Here is a 15,152-nt window from a genome sequence, read left to right as displayed (position 1 = left end):
CCTATTCGGCGGCCGCCAGGGTCAGCCCCGGCACGGTGATGCCGATGTCGCGAAGCAGCTCCGCATCAGCATCGGTCTCGTTGTTGGCCGTGGTGAGCAGGCGCTCGCCGTAGAAGATCGAGTTTGCACCGGCCATAAAGCACAGGATCTGCGCTTCGCGGGTGAGACCCTTGCGGCCGGCGCTGAGACGCACGCGCGCCTTCGGCATCACGATGCGAGCGGTGGCGCACATCCGGACGAGATCGAGCGGGTCCACGGGAGGCCGGTCTTCGAGGGGGGTACCCTCCACGGCCACCAGGGCGTTGATCGGCACGCTCTCGGGATGGGGGGCGTGGTTGGCGAGCACCTGGAGCATCGCTGCGCGGTCCTTCACCTCTTCGCCCATCCCGACGATGCCGCCGCAGCAGACGCCGATCCCGGCATCGCGCACGTTCTGAAGGGTGTTGAGGCGATCCTCGTAGGTCCGCGTCGAGATGATGTCGCCGTAGAAATCCGGGCCGGTATCGAGATTGTGGTTGTAGGAGGTCAGCCCGGCCTCGGCGAGGCGGCCCGCCTGGGACGGGGTCAGCATGCCGAGCGTGACGCAGGCCTCCATCCCGAGGCCGCGGACGCCGCGCACCATCGAGAGAACCGCATCGAATTCCGGCCCGTCCTTGGGCTGGCGCCAGGCGGCGCCCATGCAGAAACGGTGGGCGCCGGCGGCTTTCGCAGCGGCGGCCTCCTTCAGCACCTTGTCCACCGGCATCAGGCGCTCACGCGGCAGGCCAGTGCCCTTGTGATGCGCCGATTGCGGGCAATAGGCGCAATCCTCGGGACAGGCGCCGGTCTTGATCGACAGCAAGGCGGCGCGCTGGATATCGGCCGGGTCGTTATGCGCGCGGTGAACCTGAGCCGCCCGGAACACGAGGTCGAGGAGCGGCAGGTCGTGGATCGCCTGGATCTCCGCCACGGTCCAATCGTGCCGGATCGCGGGGATCTCGGTGGCGGGGAAAGGGGTGAGGGGGGACACGGTCTCGGTCATGGCCCCATGAGGCGAATCTTCGCCGGAAAATCAAGCCGGGCCGGCCGCATGCCCCGATGCATTTGGCTTCAGGCCGGCCAGGATCGCCCCCTCACGCCGTCTTGCCGCGCAACCCCGACAGGCCCGACCAGAGCGGCGCGATGAGGTAACTCGTGATCGGAATCAGCGCGGCCCCGACGACGAGACCCACAATGCCGGAGCCGATGGCGGTGACGATCCATTCGACGACGGGTCCGACCGGCGACACCATCTTCGCGCTGCTGGCAGCGGCGTCGTGGATCACGTGGGCGACCTGGGGCAGGCCGTAACCTTCGAGACCATGGACGAGGATGCCGCCGCCGACCCAGATCATCGCGGCGGTACCGATGATGGCCAGAAGCTGCAGGAAGACCGGCATGCCCTTGACCAGGGCACGGCCGAAGCCGCGGATCGCGCTGCCGAACACGGACGCAGAAGTGTTCTTCGCCATCGCGACCCCGGCATCGTCCGCCTTCACGATGAGCGCCACGCCGCCATAGACGAAGACCGTGATGCCGATGGCGACGACCGCGAGCACGATCGCCTTCGTCCAGATGCTGCCTTCGGGAAGCGAGGCCAGGGAGATCGCCATGATCTCGGCCGACAGGATGAAATCCGTCTTGATCGCGCTGGAGACCTTGCGCGCTTCCAGAGCCGCGCCGTCCCCGGCATCGGCATCGAGCTTGGCCTCATGCGCATGCGCCTTGTGCGGGAACAGCGCCTCGTAGACCTTCTCGGTGCCCTCGTAGCAGAGATAGGCCCCGCCGAGCATGAGCAGCGGAGTGATCGCCCAGGGGGCGAAGGCCTGGAGCAGCAGGGCCGCCGGCAGCAGGAACAGCATCTTGTTGCGCAGCGAACCGATGGCGATCTTGCCCACGATCGGCAATTCGCGCTCGGCCGCAAAGCCCACGACGTAGCGCGGCGTCACGGCGGCATCGTCGATGACGACGCCTGCCGCCTTCGCACCGGCCTTGGCGGCTTGCCCCGCGACGTCGTCGAGGGAAGCGGCCGCGACCTTAGCGAGCCCCGCGATGTCGTCGAGGAGGGCGATCAGTCCGATGCTCAAGGTTAGGTCCTTCCAACTGCCATGGGCCGAGCCGTACGACGCGGTTTATCGGCCAAGCTGCCTCTAGCAGAGGAGACGAGCGAGCGGGGATTTCGATCCCCGCCCCGATTCAATGAGTCGGCTCACCGGCCGCGACTTTCGCGGTCCAGTCGTCGAAGGCGACGATTTCCTGGCGCTGCTCGCCGAGGCCGGTGATGCCGAGGGTCACGACGTCACCGTTCTTGAGGAAGCGGGGGGGCTTGCGTGCCATCCCGACACCGGGGGGCGTGCCCGTGGTGATGACGTCGCCTGGCTCCAGCATCATGAAATGCGAGAGATAGGCGACGATCTGGGCGACGCCGAAGATCATCGTCGACGTCGAGCCCGACTGCATCCGCTCGCCATTCACGTCGAGCCACAAGTCCAGGGCGGACGGGTCGGGGATCTCGTCCAGGGTCACCAGCCACGGCCCGAGGGGGCCAAAGGTCGGGCACCCCTTGCCTTTGGTCCAGGTCCCGCCGCGCTGCATTTGAAACTCGCGCTCGGAGACGTCATTGCAGAGGCACAGGCCCGCCACATAGGACATGGCCTCGTTGGCATGGACGTAGGATGCGCGCGCGCCGATGACGATGGCGAGTTCCACCTCCCAATCCGTCTTGGCCGACCCCTTCGGCAGAATGACCCGGTCGTTGGGGCCGGAGATGCAGGAGGGCGCCTTGTTGAAGACGATGGGCTCGGCCGGGATGTCGGCACCGATCTCCGCCGCGTGATCCGTATAGTTCAGCCCGATCGCGATGAAGTTCCGGGTGCCGCCGATGCAGGGGCCGAGCCGCGTCTCGGCGGGGAGGAGCGGCAGTGTCTCGGGATCGATGGCGCGCAGGCGCTCCAATGACGTCGTGGCGAGAGCCGCGCCGGAAATATCGCGCAGGATGCCCGACAGATCGCGCAACCCACCCTCGGCATCGATCAAGCCGGGCTTCTCGTCACCCACATCGCCATGACGCACAAGTTTCATCGGTTCTCGCTCCGCTTCGATCCATTGTTAGCCCGAGACATCGGTCCCTCAACCGTCCCTGGCAAGGTGTCGAGATCAGACAGGGACATGTTGCATAATTCATACTCCCCTTTGAAAATCCCGCGCGATACGCATTTTTCTGCAGAATACGAGATACGTAAATTGGACAGTTTAGATGTGAACGATTCGTTGCGATGCCTTTCGGTGACACGGGCGACGATGTCGGCGAAGGCATAGCCAAAGTAAATCGCAGCTTATGAAACGATTAACACTTTGACGCACATGGATTGCATAGACCGGCCAAGAACGGCACTCTTCTGCTCAAGATGCGGGCCGGGGATCACGCCGCGGTAAATCCGAGCATCGCAAGCAAGAGTCGGGAGCAGGACATGGCCATGACGATTCGCAACACGGCTCTGGCGGGACTCTCCGCCGTCCTGACCCTGACGGCAGGGGACGCCATGGCCGGCGCGTTCGGCATCCGCGAACAGAGCACCCTCGCGCAGGGTCAGGCTTTCGCGGGCGCCGCGTCCGGCTCCGGCGGCGTCTCCTCGATGTTCTGGAACCCGGCCACGATCACCATGAACCCCGGCTGGGTCAGCGAGCAGAATCTCAGCTTCATCAACCTCTCATCCAAGATCACCCCGACCGACGGCACCTCGCCGTTATTCGCGCCGCTGGGCGGCAGCGGCGATATCGGCCAGGGCGCCGTGATCCCGGCCGGCGCCACCTCCTACCAGCTCACCGACCGGCTCTGGATCGGCATCCAGACCGGCGCTCCCTTCGGCCTCGTGACCAAGCCTCGCGACGACTGGGCCGGCGAAGTCTACGGACGGTCGAGCCGCATCTTCTCGCTTTCGTTCAACCCGACCATCGGCTTCAAGGTCAACGAGTGGCTCTCGATCGCCGCCGGGCCGAACATCGAGTATTTCCGGCTAACCCTTCGCCAGGCCTTCCCGCTCTCGTTCAGCCCGCTCATTGCCCCCAACGCCTCGCTTAAGGGAGAATCCTGGGGCGTGGGCTTCACGGCGGGCGTGCTCATCACCCCCTGGGCCGGCACGGCGTTGGGTGTCGGCTATCGCTCCTCGGTGCATCACGACATCGAAGGCGCCTTCCTATTGCCGGGGCCGGCGGCCTTCCTGAGCCAGCAGGTCACCGCCAACCTCAATACGCCCGAGAAGCTGAGCGTCGGCCTGACCCAGGCCGTCAGCCCGGTCGCCCGCGTCAATCTCGGTTTCGAGTGGGATAATTGGTCGAGACTCGGCGATATCGGCATCGTCGGCCGCACCACCGGCGGCATCGCGACCACGCTGCCCCTGAACTACAAGGACGGCTACACCTATTCCGTCGGCGGCGAGTACGATTGGTCGCCCGCCCTGACCGTCCGGGCCGGCCTCGCCTACGAGCAATCGCCCATCGATTTCTCGAACCGCTCCGTGCGGCTGCCCGACAGCGACCGCTTCAACGTCTCGCTCGGCGGCAGCTATCGCTGGAGCGAGAAGCTGACCCTGAACATCGCCTATTCTCACCTCTTCCTGGTAGGCGATTCGAAGCTCCTCGCCGGGCCGGGCCGCGACTACAATTTCCGCAACATTCCCTTCGCCGCCGATACGAGCGGCAGCGCGGACATCGTCTCGGTGGGCTTTCGCTACGTCTTTGGAATGCCAGCGGCGCCGGTCGCTCCCGGGCCGCTGGTGCGGAAGTTCTGAGCCGTTGGCGGACCGCCCGTTCAGGGTGGGGTAAGGCGCTTCACGAAAAAGATGCGGTCGTGTCCCGGTGGATAGTCCCGGATGCGGCCGCATTCCTCGAAACCGAGACCCCGGTAGAATTCCGGCGCCTGGAACGTCCAGGTATCGAGCCAGATGCCGGACAGGCCACGCTTGCCGGCTTCCGCTTCCGCCATGGCCATGACCTGCCGGCCGAGACCGTTGCCGCGCGCGCTACCAAGGGCCAGCAATTCGACGAACAGAAAACCGTAGCCGGTGCGGCCCCATAGACCTCCAACGATCTCATCCCTGCAATTCCGGACGGTGATGGCGAGAAGCCCCCAATCACCCGGCCCAGCCGCCCCGTCGTTGTGAGCGACCAGGGGCGCGAGGATCCCCTCTCGGATGACACCATCGGGATGCGGCTCCATCCGCAGCGTCCAACCCGCTCCCTGACTTGACAGAGACTTGGTCCCGTCCATCACGCCTTCATGCGGACATAGGTCCCAGGCGCCGGCCCGAGGGAGGCGAGGCCTCCTTCACCCGGAATCCGAGCAGGCACGCGGGCGGGGGCCTGCTTTTCCAGCCATTCGAACCAGTAGGGCCACCACGATCCCTTGTGCTCGGTCGCCGCCGAAATCCAGTCCTCCAGACGCCCCTTGGCCGCCCCGCCGGTCCAGAACCCGTATTTCGGCTTGGAGGGCGGGTTGACCACGCCGGCGATGTGACCCGACCCAGCCAGCACGTAATCGACCTTGCCGCCGAATTTCGACGACCCTTCGAAGACGGAGATGGCAGGCGCGATGTGATCCTCGCGGGTGGCGAGGTTGAAGATTGGCACCTTCACCTTCTTCAGGTCGAGACGCACGTTCCCGAGGATCATACGCCCTTGAGCGAGGGTGTTATCGAGGTAGCAATTGCGCAGGTAGAAGGAATGGTTGGCCGCCGGCATCCGCGTGGCGTCCGCGTTCCAGTAGAGCAGGTCGAAGGCCGAGGGCGTCTGCCCCTTCACGTAGTTGTTGACCACGTAGGACCAGATCAGGTCGTTCGGGCGCAGCATGTTGAAGGCGGCCGCCATGCCGGAGCCTTCGAGGTAGCCGCGTTTCTTCATGCGGGCTTCGATGCCGCGGATCTGCTCCTCGTCGGCGAAGACCTTGAGGTCGCCGGCATGGGTGAAATCGACCTGCGTCGTCAGGAAGGTGGCGCTCTTGATCCGCTTGTTGCCCGTGGCCGCCTGCATCGCCAGGGTCACCGCCAGGAGGGTGCCGCCGACGCAATATCCCGCCGCCGCGACCTCGCTCTCACCGGTGGCGACACCGATCGCGTCAATGGCCGCCTCGATGCCCTCGCGCATGTAGCTCTCGAAATCCTTGTCGGCGTGGCGCTCGTCGGGATTCACCCACGAGATGCAGAAGACCGTGAGGCCCTGCGACACCATCCAGCCGATCAGGCTTTTCGACGGGTTGAGATCGAGAATGTAGAACTTATTGATCCAGGGCGGCACGATGAGGAACGGGCGCTTGAGCACCGTCTCGGTGGTCGGCGAATATTGGATGAGCTCCATCAAGTCGTTGCGGAACACCACCTCGCCGGGGGACACCGCCACGTTGACGCCGACCTCGAAACCGGACGGATCGGTCTGGCGGACGCGCAGCTGGCCCTTTCCGGCCTCGATGTCTTCGGCGAGCATCTTCATGCCGCGCACGAGATTGGCGCCGTTCTCCTGCAGCGTGTGCCGAATCAGTTCGGGATTGGTCATCACGAAATTGGAGGGCGAGAGTGCGCCGACAATCTGGCGCAGGTAGAACTGCGCCTTGTGGCGCGTATGTTCGTCAATCCCGTCGGCCTCGTCGACGAGCTCTTCCGCCCAGCGGGAGGTGATGAGGTAGCTCTGCTTGATGAAGTCGAAGATCGGGTTGGTGGACCATTCCGCGTGTTTGAAGCGGTTGTCCTTCGCCTCGGGCAGCGCCACGGGCGGGGCCTCCTCGCCCTGGAGTCGATGCCAGGTCGAGCCCCAAAGGGTGACGAACGCCTCGCTGAGCTTCTTCTGGGCCTCGAGGGTCTTCTGCGGATCGACCATCCAGCGCTCGACGACGGTGCCGAGGGTCTTGACGACGTCGTTGACTTCTTCCGGGGGCTTGGCCAGTTCGGGATCGAGCGGATCGGCCTGGCTGATCGGCTTCATGTAGGCGCTGGCGGTGCGGCTGAACTCCTCGATCAGCAACGTCGCGTTGCGCGACAAAGCGTCGATGTCGGGAAGCGGTGTCGTCCTGTCGGTCGTCACGCGTTAATTTCCCCTCTATTTACGCGGGACGGCCCGGCCGAACCGTCCTCGTTCTCGACAAATTAACGCGGCACCTCGACTTTCCGCCAGGGCGCGGCTTACGTTTCGGGTCATTATGTCAGAGCCTTCATCACGGAATCACAGGCGGTGCGGCTGCGTCCCCCGTCTGGCCCTCGTCCTCGGCGGCCTTCTCGCCGCGGGAGGATGCTCCGGCGACCTCAACGCCATGCGCGGCGCCTATACGCTCGCCGGGGGCGGGCCGAAGGATGTGAAGGCCCCCGATTTCGTGGTGCAGTCCCGCAAGACCGACGCCGATTACCTGCCCGTCGGCGTGGCAGCACCCGCCAGACCCATCAGCGCTCGCACCGCCGAAGGGACCAGGAGTCTCGAGAACGATCTGATGGGCGCGCGCGGGCGTAACGAGGCCAAGGGCCGCGCCGCCGAGAGCGCCGCCCGCGCCACAGCCCAGATACCGCCTGCACAATAACGGTCGGCTCCCAGCCGCCGAGATGGTAGACAGGCCGACCACGTCAGAGTGATGACAGTTTTGAACGCGCGAATCATGCGATTGGCGCATCGGACCCCGTGAAGCCCATGACCGACTTTCACCGCATCAAGCGCCTGCCCCCTTACGTGTTCGAGCAGGTCAACCGGATCAAGGCCCAGGCGCGCGCCAATGGCGCCGACATCATCGATCTCGGCATGGGCAATCCCGATCTCGACGCCCCGCGCCACGTCATCGCCAAGCTGGTGGAGACGGCCGGCCGGCCGCGCACGGACCGCTATTCGTCCTCGAAGGGCATCGCGGGTCTACGCCGGGCGCAGGCCAACTACTACAAGCGTCGTTTCGGCGTGAGCCTGAACCCCGACACGCAGGTGGTGGCGACGCTCGGCTCCAAGGAAGGCTTCGCCAACATGGCGCAGGCGATCACCGCGCCGGGCGACGTGGTGCTGGTGCCGAACCCGAGCTACCCGATCCACGCCTTCGGCTTCCTGATGGCGGGCGGCGTGATCCGCTCCGTGCCGGCCGAGCCGACCCCGGCCTTCTTCCCGGCCGTCGAGAAGGCGATGCAGCACTCAATCCCCAAGCCGGTGGCGATCGTCGTCTGCTACCCCTCGAACCCCACGGCCTACGTGGCGAGCCTCGATTTTTACCGCGACCTCGTCGCTTTCGCCAAGCGCCACGAGATCATCATCCTGTCCGATCTCGCCTATGCGGAGGTCTATTTCGACGGCGAGCCGCCGCCCTCCGTGCTGGAGGTGCCGGGCGCCATCGACTGCACGGTGGAGTTCACCTCGCTGTCGAAGACCTTCTCCATGGCCGGCTGGCGCATGGGCTTCGCTGTCGGCAACGAGCGCCTGCTCGCGGCGCTGACGCGGGTGAAATCCTACCTCGATTACGGTGCCTTCACGCCGATCCAGGTGGCGGCCACCGCGGCCCTCAACGGACCCGAGGATTGCATCGTGGAGATGCGCTCGATCTACAAGAAGCGCCGCGACGCGCTGATCGAGTCGTTCGACAAGACCGGCTGGAAGATCCCGAGCCCGTCGGCTTCGATGTTCGCCTGGGTGCCGATCCCGGAGAAGTATCAGGGCCTCGGCAGCCTCGAATTCTCCAAGCTCCTCCTCGAGAAGTCGGACGTGGCGGTGGCACCGGGCATCGGCTTCGGCGAACACGGCGACAATTACGTTCGTATCGCGCTGGTGGAGAACGAGCAGCGCATCCGCCAGGCGGCCCGCAACATCCGCCGCTTCTTCGAGACGTCGGACCGCACGCTCCACAACGTCGTGCCGCTGACTAAGACCGCCTGAGCGGTCTTCCATTGCTGTCGCTCACGGGGCGGATCGAAAGATCCGCTTCGGATTGCCGCGCTCCACCTCCGTCCTGTCTCTCCACTCGACGCGCCGGGCTCCGGCGGCCTGCGCGTCGGCGATACCGGCGAGCAGAGCCCGCAGGCGCTCGTTTGCACGCTTTCGGTTTTGATGCTGGGAGCGGCCATCGCGGGCCAGGGCCGAAAGGCCGGTCGGCACGTGCACGGCGCGGATCGCGCTTTCCGTGACGTTCTGGTGTTGTCCACCAGGACCGCCCGCCCGCATCGCCTCGTAGCGAACGTCCGCCTCGGCAAGAGGCGACGTGGTCTTCGGCGGGTCCAGCCGATGAACCCCGACATACCAGTTCCGGCGTGCCCGCGCCCCGCGCAGGGCGTCGTCGATCCAGAGGATCGTTCCCGTCCAACTCTGGGCGAAGGCCTCGACGCCGGCTCCTCCGAGAGAGACGAGGATACAGGCCGCCGCTTGGCATCCGTCCGGAAGATCAAGAGCCGTGGAGAGGCCTGCGGCATCGGCATCGGCCGCCAGGCGACGGGCCACGCGTGCTGCCGCTATCTTGCACTCGGCCGGCCCACGTCCGGCAGTGACCATCAGGACCACATCGATCGCTTCCATCACGGCCTCCCCGTCTTGTAGGTCACGAGGGGTCGGAGAGTGGCGACGACCCGTGCCAATCCATGATGTTCGAGGTCACCGACGACGCTGGCGATATTCTTGTAGGCCTCCGGAGCCTCCTCCCGTGCGAGCCGCGCATCGGCGCAGATCACGCGATTGCCGACGGGATTAGGCCTTTCGCGCGCATCCCGCCTCTCGTGCATCGAGGAACGATCGCGCTTTCGTCCCGCCCCGTGAGCGAGGGAGCGAAGTGCTCCCGGGACTTCCGGATCGGGCATGACGAGGTAGGTCATGGCTCCCCGGGAGCCGGGCACCGGAACAAGGCCGAAATCCGCCTGGGCCGCTCCTTTGCGATGCAGAACCTGACGGCCTTCGACGACGACGTGATTATGCGGCACGTCGAGCCAGGGTTCGGCGGCGAGACCGAGGAGTTCCGCAGCGCGCATCGCCAGCACCGACCGGTTGACGCGGGCAAACGCCAACCCCGCATCGTGATCCGCGAGGTAAGCGCTGCCCCCCTCGTCGAGGAGCAAGCCTTCGCCACGGACGCAGGGATGGCGCGCCAGCACCTCCGGCCCGACCCCACGCGATCCAGAATGGACGAGAAGCACGATCTGCCCGACGGAGAGCCCATGCCGGATCGCCTCGTCCGGATCGGAGATGGCGTGAACGGCCTGAAGTTCCACGAAGTGGTTGCCGCCGCCCACGGTCCCAAGGGATCCGCCGTGTGTCCGAGCGATCGCCTCGGGCACGCCCATACGGATCGCATCGTCTACGGTGATGTCGCAGCCCTCGTCGAGGCGAGCGAGAGCCTTGAGGGCCTTCTCGATCCGGAGGCGCCGCAGAGAGCCGCCGAGCCGCCATACGGTCATGCCGCAGCCGACATCGGTACCGACGATGTCGGGGTGGACGACGGCGTTCGTCAGGACCGCGCAGCCCACGGGCCCTTTATGGCCAGGGTGGAGATCAGGCATCCCCGCTACGGCGATGACGCCGCGGCGCGTGAGCATCTGTTCGAGCTGGCGAACCGCCGCTCCCTCGATCCACGAGGATTCGGTGGCGAACACGCATAGCCGCGCGTCCGACGAACAAGGATGTGTCATGAAGCATGTCTCGAAGGCACGCTGCCGTGAACAGGCGCGTGTCGTCAGGGGTCACCGACCGAAACGGTCGATGGTCGCTAGAGCGAGGAACCCTTGCGGGCGAAGTGAGCGGTCATGGCCGTGCTCCCTGCCTTCGATGCCCCGCGACAGGCGGAGCGATGCGACCCTGAGAAAAACCAAGTCCGGTCGGGCGTCAAGCTGCCGATCGGTGAACCCGCCGATCTGTTGCCCTCCAGCGACACGACTCGCCAAACGGGCCATGCCCCACCGGCAATGCTTGTCAGAGGTCGGCGCCGCCGTCAGGGTCGCGCCATGTCGCCTGCCACCGAGGATCGTATGCGCGGATTGACCCTGACCGTCGCGCTGCTGCTGGCCGGATCGGCCGGTGCCTGCGCGCCGAACCCGATCGTCGCGCGTGATCCGGTTCCCGCACCGGATCCGGGTCTCAGCTATGTCTGCGATTCGCAGCCCCTCGTCCTGAATGCGATCCGCACCAATTGCGTGCCGGTGGAACGCGAGCCTCAGGTCGTCCTGCGCGCCAAGGGCTGAGCTGCGCGGACACGGCGTCCCATCCATAGAAAAAGGCCGGAGCATCGCTCCGGCCTTTTCCTTTTGTCGGGCTATGGGGCCCGATCTCAGCGAACGGCCGGTGCCGGGGAGACGGGCCGCGGCGCTGCGCTCGGATCGTTGGTGGTCATGCCGGGAGTGGAAGGCATGGCGCTGCCCGGTGCCGTGCGGGCGCCCGGCGCGGTCGCGGTGCCTGTGGTGGCGGGGCCTGCCTCCATGCTGTCCCCCTTGCCGACCACGCCCGACTTCGAACCGGCGGCATTCGTGCCATGGCTCTCGGGCATTCCGGTCTGCGCGAAGGCGGCGCCGGACAGGGCAACGACCAATGCGGCGGCGGCGGTGGAGATCTTGATGGCGGTCATGGTGGGCTCCTTGCTGAATGCGCTTATCGGTTGCGCTTGCTGGTTCAACGCGGAGAATCCGGGCTGGTTGCCCCCTGTATCGGGAAGCATCTCCCCCGTGCGGGACCGGCCGGCATCGAAAAAGTTGGATCTTGGAGCGGCGAGGACACGGACAGGCAACCTCTCATGGGGCATGGTAAGGGCATGAGCGGCCGCGGCCGCATGTGAACACCGCGACGGAGCGACCCGTGCAGCATCTCTCGACATTCGCCGCCGCCGGCCTGATCGGCCTGAGCATGTCCGTCGCCACCGGCGCGGTTGCCCAAACCTCCTATACGGCCTCGCACGGCCCCTACATCCTGCCGACGGACCGGGCAACGGGCCGTCCAGTCCCTGACGATGCCCGCGCCATTCCGGTGCCGAGCGTCATGAATGGCGGCGGGTTCGGCCTCAGCGGCAACAGCTATTTCGAGGATTCGCCGACGGAAGGTCCGTTGAACGGACGCCGCCGGCCGCACGAGTTCGTCCTGGCCCCGGCGCGCGTCGCGCCTCCCGCCTACGGCCGCTGACACCTATCCCCCCTTCGCGCGGAGGTCGGCCCGCCGATCCACGAGGGCGGAGGCGGCGAGGCCTGCGGCATAGGCGACGAGGTTCCAGGGCGAGAAGATCCGCCCGAGCAGCAGGGCGCCGGGGAGCGTCAGTCTGAACGCGTCGAGCCACGGCGTATGGACGAGGCGGGAGAGCTCCACCACCAGGGCGATCGCACCGGCGACGAGGAGGATAGTCCGCCCATTCCGGTGTGGCAGCAACGCCGCGACCAAGGCGTAGACCATTGCCGCCCACAGGGCCGAACCGCCGTATTCGACGATCCCAATCGGCAGACCGAGGGGCACGAAGCGCAGGCTCAGCCCCTCGACGATGATGGCGAGACTCGCTGCGAGACAGCCCCCTCGCGACCGAATGCGGCGGGTGGGTCGGGAGGTAGTGGCTGGCGTCATGCGGGTGACCGTCCCGGACCTGAGGGAGAGGAAGACGGGCGCCGCCGTTTACACCGGGCAGGCGTCTCGGTATCACCCGCGCTCACACGCCGACCCCTGTACCTTCACCACGAGCCGAAACACCAGATGCGCGCCGAGATCGAACAACTCTCGGATGCCGCCAAGCAGTCGATCGGACTGCTGAGGAGGCATCTTTGACTGGGATACCGTCGAGAAACGCCTCGCGGAGCTGAACGCGGCTTCGGAGGATCCCGACCTCTGGAACGACGCCGAGGCGGCGCAGAAGGTCATGCGCGATCGCGGCGCCCTCGAAGAGGCCGTGGGTGCGATCCGGAAGCTCGACCAGGATCTGGACGATGCCGTCACGCTGATCGAACTCGGCGAGATGGAAGGTGACGCCGACATCGTTCTCGAGGGCGAGAACGGAGTTCGCGCCGTCGAGAAGGAGGCCGCGCGCCGCCAGATCGAGACGCTCCTGTCCGGCGAGGCCGACGGGCTCGACACCTATGTCGAAGTCCATGCCGGGGCCGGCGGCACCGAGAGCCAGGACTGGGCGAACATGCTCCAGCGCATGTACGGCCGTTGGGCCGAGCGCCGGAAGTACAAGGTCGACATCGTCGAGTGGTCTGATGGCGACGAGGCCGGGATCAAGGGCGCCACGCTCATGGTCAAGGGCCACAACGCCTATGGCTGGCTCAAGACGGAATCCGGCGTCCACCGCCTCGTGCGCATCTCTCCCTACGATTCGAGCGCGCGGCGCCATACCAGCTTCGCCAGCGTCCGGGTCTATCCGGTGATCGACGACCGCATCGTCATCGAGATCAAGGAATCGGATTGCCGCATCGACACCTATCGGTCGTCGGGCGCCGGTGGCCAGCACGTGAACACCACCGATTCGGCGGTGCGCATCACCCACAATCCCACCGGGATCGTGGTGGCGTGCCAGCAGGAGCGATCCCAGCACAAGAACCGGGCCACGGCCTGGAACATGCTGCGCGCCCGGATGTACGAGGCCGAGCTCAAGAAGCGCGAAGAGAAGGCCAATGCCGAGAACGCGGCCAAGACCGATATCGGCTGGGGCCACCAGATCCGGTCCTACGTGCTGCAGCCCTACCAGCTGGTGAAGGACCTGCGCACGGGCACCCAGTCCACCGATCCCGACGAAGTGCTGGACGGTGCACTCGATCCCTTCATGGAAGCGTCCCTGGCCCAGCGCGTCTATGGCGGGGCCGGCGAAGTCGAGGACATCGATTAGTCCTCGCTTCCCTTCAGTTGGGCTTTCCTATCTAGCGGCGAGGAACTGCGCGTCCGATCCGCCGAGGACGCGCAGGAAGCGCTGCGGGTCCACGGGCTCGCCGTCGATCCTCGTCTCGTAGTGCAGATGGCTGCCCGTCGAGCGGCCGGTGGAGCCGACACGGCCGATGGCGGCTCCGGCCTCGACCCATTCTCCCGCGCCTACCGCGATGGATGACAGATGGGCGTAGCGCGTCACGAGCCCGCTGCCGTGATCGACCTCCACCATGTTGCCGTAGCCGCCATTGTAATCGGCGACCGTCACCCGGCCGGCCGCCGTCGCGCGCGCGCTTTCCCCTAACTCGGCTTTCATGTCGAGGCCGGTATGCAGGGCGAGCCCGCGCGTGAACGGATCGAGACGGGGTCCGAAACCGCTCGACAGGCTGTACTTGCCGGCCAGGGGCTGCCGCACGGGGAGGGCGGATGCGATGCGGCGGAGGCGGTCTTCCTCTCCCAGAGCCCGCTGGACCTGCCCGACCGCGATGCCGAACGGATCGGTGGCGAGCGGCACGAGCGGCCCGCCGAGACCCGCTTCGCGCTGGCGCTCGAAACGCTGAGGGTCGAGGCCGACACGGATGACGATGTCACGCAGACGCTTGGAGCCGCGGATCGCGCGCACGCCGAGCGCATCAAGGGTTCGGATCTGTTGCGCGCCCAGACCATTGAGGCGCCGATCCAGCCCCGCCAGAACCTGCTCGGTCTCTCGCAGGGACTGCCGGCCGGGCGCGCCGTCCCGTGAGCGCAACTCGAAGGCGTCGGGCGTCGGAAAGGGTTTTGGCGCAGGCTTGGCCGGAGTTTTGGCGACAGGGTCGGTGATCGTGGCCGCGTAACCGAGCGCCCCGGTCTCGGCGGGATCGTCCGCCGCACTCCAGCCGGCACTCGCGATGGGGTGCCCGGCCTCGCTCGCGAGCAGCGAAAGCTGGGCCTGACGCTTTTCCATCGCGGCTTGGCGCTGGGACAGATCGGCCACCCGCGCGGCCAATCCCTCGCGCGTGGCGAGATGCTCCATCGTCGCCCGGTCGAGCTGAAGCCTGAGGGCTCCGATCCGCTCCTCGTAGGCATATTGCAGGGCGGTCTGCTGGGATACGAAGCGGGCCAGGATCTCGTCGTGGAACACGAGGTACCATGTGGCGGCACCGGCCCAGAGCGTGGCGATGGCGAGGCCACAGACGAGGGCCGGCACGAGGCGTCGTCCCGCGTTCGGCAGGCGTATCTTACCGATCATGGGAAACGAAAAACGCATCCGGGCCAACCCCACTCCAACTCCCGCCATTGGAGGGGATCAGGGTTAACGAAGCGCAAAATCCCACGCGCGA

At 66.4% G+C, this 15,152-nt stretch carries 16 protein-coding genes; 6 read left to right on the top strand and 10 right to left on the bottom strand.

Going from position 1 to position 15,152, the window contains the following annotated elements; genetic code table 11:
- Window position 1 precedes the first annotated feature (1 nt).
- The 3 genes from bioB to ASF26_RS14020 all read right to left on the bottom strand — a co-directional run bounded on the left by bioB (window position 2) and on the right by ASF26_RS14020 (window position 3,099).
- Window positions 2-1,021 (bottom strand): biotin synthase BioB, encoded by a 1,020-nt coding sequence (bioB, locus tag ASF26_RS14030; protein WP_056255115.1) that lies wholly within the window; start codon window positions 1,019-1,021, stop codon window positions 2-4.
- Between the two features lie 91 nt (window positions 1,022-1,112).
- Window positions 1,113-2,105, bottom strand: a complete 993-nt coding sequence (locus ASF26_RS14025; protein WP_056255111.1) for a DUF808 domain-containing protein — start codon at window positions 2,103-2,105, stop codon at window positions 1,113-1,115.
- Window positions 2,106-2,214: 109 nt separating this feature from the next.
- Window positions 2,215-3,099 carry a fumarylacetoacetate hydrolase family protein gene (locus ASF26_RS14020; RefSeq protein ID WP_056255107.1) on the bottom strand — a complete coding sequence of 295 codons (885 nt, stop codon included), beginning with the start codon at window positions 3,097-3,099 and terminating at the stop codon, window positions 2,215-2,217.
- Between the two features lie 389 nt (window positions 3,100-3,488).
- Here ASF26_RS14020 and ASF26_RS14015 point away from each other — a divergent pair, with 389 nt between their 5' ends.
- The gene (locus tag ASF26_RS14015) at window positions 3,489-4,808 is read left to right on the top strand and encodes an outer membrane protein transport protein (RefSeq protein WP_056255786.1); all 1,320 of its coding nucleotides are present in this window, start codon (window positions 3,489-3,491) and stop codon (window positions 4,806-4,808) included.
- Between the two features lie 20 nt (window positions 4,809-4,828).
- On the opposite strand, the gene ASF26_RS14010 is transcribed toward ASF26_RS14015, so the two are convergent.
- Window positions 4,829-5,236, bottom strand: a complete 408-nt coding sequence (locus ASF26_RS14010) for a GNAT family N-acetyltransferase (RefSeq protein WP_056255103.1) — start codon at window positions 5,234-5,236, stop codon at window positions 4,829-4,831.
- Window positions 5,237-5,286: 50 nt separating this feature from the next.
- Window positions 5,287-7,089 (bottom strand): class I poly(R)-hydroxyalkanoic acid synthase, encoded by a 1,803-nt coding sequence (gene phaC, locus ASF26_RS14005; RefSeq protein ID WP_056255100.1) that lies wholly within the window; start codon window positions 7,087-7,089, stop codon window positions 5,287-5,289.
- A gap of 115 nt (window positions 7,090-7,204) precedes the next feature.
- On the opposite strand from phaC, the gene ASF26_RS14000 reads away from it, so the two are divergent.
- Window positions 7,205-7,576: a hypothetical protein gene (locus ASF26_RS14000; RefSeq protein WP_056255096.1), complete on the top strand. Its 372-nt coding sequence runs from the start codon at window positions 7,205-7,207 to the stop codon at window positions 7,574-7,576.
- Between the two features lie 107 nt (window positions 7,577-7,683).
- Entirely contained in the window at window positions 7,684-8,901 is a 1,218-nt protein-coding gene (locus tag ASF26_RS13995; protein WP_056255092.1) for an LL-diaminopimelate aminotransferase, read from the top strand.
- Window positions 8,902-8,922: 21 nt separating this feature from the next.
- On the opposite strand, the gene prfH is transcribed toward ASF26_RS13995, so the two are convergent.
- Together prfH and ASF26_RS13985 are read right to left on the bottom strand one after the other, a co-directional pair.
- Window positions 8,923-9,534: a peptide chain release factor H gene (gene prfH / locus ASF26_RS13990; protein ID WP_056255089.1), complete on the bottom strand. Its 612-nt coding sequence runs from the start codon at window positions 9,532-9,534 to the stop codon at window positions 8,923-8,925.
- On the bottom strand, window positions 9,534-10,637 hold the full coding sequence (locus ASF26_RS13985) for an RNA ligase RtcB family protein (RefSeq protein WP_056255085.1): 1,104 nt from the start codon (window positions 10,635-10,637) through the stop codon (window positions 9,534-9,536). The genes prfH and ASF26_RS13985 overlap by 1 nt, the downstream gene beginning before the upstream one ends.
- 336 nt (window positions 10,638-10,973) lie before the next feature.
- On the opposite strand from ASF26_RS13985, the gene ASF26_RS13980 reads away from it, so the two are divergent.
- The gene (locus tag ASF26_RS13980) at window positions 10,974-11,186 is read left to right on the top strand and encodes a hypothetical protein (RefSeq protein ID WP_056146439.1); all 213 of its coding nucleotides are present in this window, start codon (window positions 10,974-10,976) and stop codon (window positions 11,184-11,186) included.
- An 86-nt stretch (window positions 11,187-11,272) separates the two neighbouring features.
- On the opposite strand, the gene ASF26_RS13975 is transcribed toward ASF26_RS13980, so the two are convergent.
- Window positions 11,273-11,566 carry a hypothetical protein gene (locus ASF26_RS13975; protein WP_056146442.1) on the bottom strand — a complete coding sequence of 98 codons (294 nt, stop codon included), beginning with the start codon at window positions 11,564-11,566 and terminating at the stop codon, window positions 11,273-11,275.
- A 227-nt stretch (window positions 11,567-11,793) separates the two neighbouring features.
- Between ASF26_RS13975 and ASF26_RS13970 the strand changes: the two genes are divergently transcribed.
- Entirely contained in the window at window positions 11,794-12,114 is a 321-nt protein-coding gene (locus ASF26_RS13970; RefSeq protein ID WP_244475938.1) for a hypothetical protein, read from the top strand.
- Window positions 12,115-12,117: 3 nt separating this feature from the next.
- Here the strand turns inward: ASF26_RS13970 and ASF26_RS13965 are convergent, their stop codons facing one another.
- A complete protein-coding gene (locus ASF26_RS13965) occupies window positions 12,118-12,543 on the bottom strand; it encodes a DUF2809 domain-containing protein (RefSeq protein WP_056255077.1) in 426 nt (141 codons plus the stop codon).
- Window positions 12,544-12,669: 126 nt separating this feature from the next.
- Here ASF26_RS13965 and prfB point away from each other — a divergent pair.
- A protein-coding gene (gene prfB, locus ASF26_RS13955; protein WP_156462995.1) for a peptide chain release factor 2 occupies window positions 12,670-13,798 on the top strand; the annotation gives its coding sequence in 2 pieces (ribosomal slippage) (window positions 12,670-12,738 and window positions 12,740-13,798; 1,128 coding nt in all).
- Between the two features lie 27 nt (window positions 13,799-13,825).
- Here prfB and ASF26_RS13950 read toward each other — a convergent pair.
- Window positions 13,826-15,061 (bottom strand): M23 family metallopeptidase, encoded by a 1,236-nt coding sequence (locus ASF26_RS13950; protein WP_082477637.1) that lies wholly within the window; start codon window positions 15,059-15,061, stop codon window positions 13,826-13,828.
- Window positions 15,062-15,152: the final 91 nt, after the last annotated feature.

It is taken from the genome of Methylobacterium sp. Leaf93, from assembly GCF_001422345.1.
GTDB lineage: Bacteria > Pseudomonadota > Alphaproteobacteria > Rhizobiales > Beijerinckiaceae > Methylobacterium > Methylobacterium bullatum.
This window is presented reverse-complemented; position numbering and strand designations above follow the sequence as displayed.

Bases quoted from the DNA above. Each gene is read 5' to 3' on its own strand.
- ASF26_RS13985 (WP_056255085.1), bottom strand. From the start codon at position 10,637: ATGACACATCCTTGTTCGTCGGACGCGCGGCTATGCGTGTTCGCCACC.
- ASF26_RS14010 (WP_056255103.1), bottom strand. From the start codon at position 5,236: ATGGAGCCGCATCCCGATGGTGTCATCCGAGAGGGGATCCTCGCGCCC.
- ASF26_RS14020 (WP_056255107.1), bottom strand. From the start codon at position 3,099: ATGAAACTTGTGCGTCATGGCGATGTGGGTGACGAGAAGCCCGGCTTG.
- ASF26_RS14000 (WP_056255096.1), top strand. From the start codon at position 7,205: ATGTCAGAGCCTTCATCACGGAATCACAGGCGGTGCGGCTGCGTCCCC.
- ASF26_RS14015 (WP_056255786.1), top strand. From the start codon at position 3,489: ATGGCCATGACGATTCGCAACACGGCTCTGGCGGGACTCTCCGCCGTC.
- bioB (WP_056255115.1), bottom strand. From the start codon at position 1,021: ATGACCGAGACCGTGTCCCCCCTCACCCCTTTCCCCGCCACCGAGATC.
- ASF26_RS13975 (WP_056146442.1), bottom strand. From the start codon at position 11,566: ATGACCGCCATCAAGATCTCCACCGCCGCCGCCGCATTGGTCGTTGCC.
- ASF26_RS13950 (WP_082477637.1), bottom strand. From the start codon at position 15,061: ATGATCGGTAAGATACGCCTGCCGAACGCGGGACGACGCCTCGTGCCG.
- prfH (WP_056255089.1), bottom strand. From the start codon at position 9,534: ATGGAAGCGATCGATGTGGTCCTGATGGTCACTGCCGGACGTGGGCCG.
- ASF26_RS13965 (WP_056255077.1), bottom strand. From the start codon at position 12,543: ATGACGCCAGCCACTACCTCCCGACCCACCCGCCGCATTCGGTCGCGA.
- ASF26_RS13980 (WP_056146439.1), top strand. From the start codon at position 10,974: ATGCGCGGATTGACCCTGACCGTCGCGCTGCTGCTGGCCGGATCGGCC.
- ASF26_RS13995 (WP_056255092.1), top strand. From the start codon at position 7,684: ATGACCGACTTTCACCGCATCAAGCGCCTGCCCCCTTACGTGTTCGAG.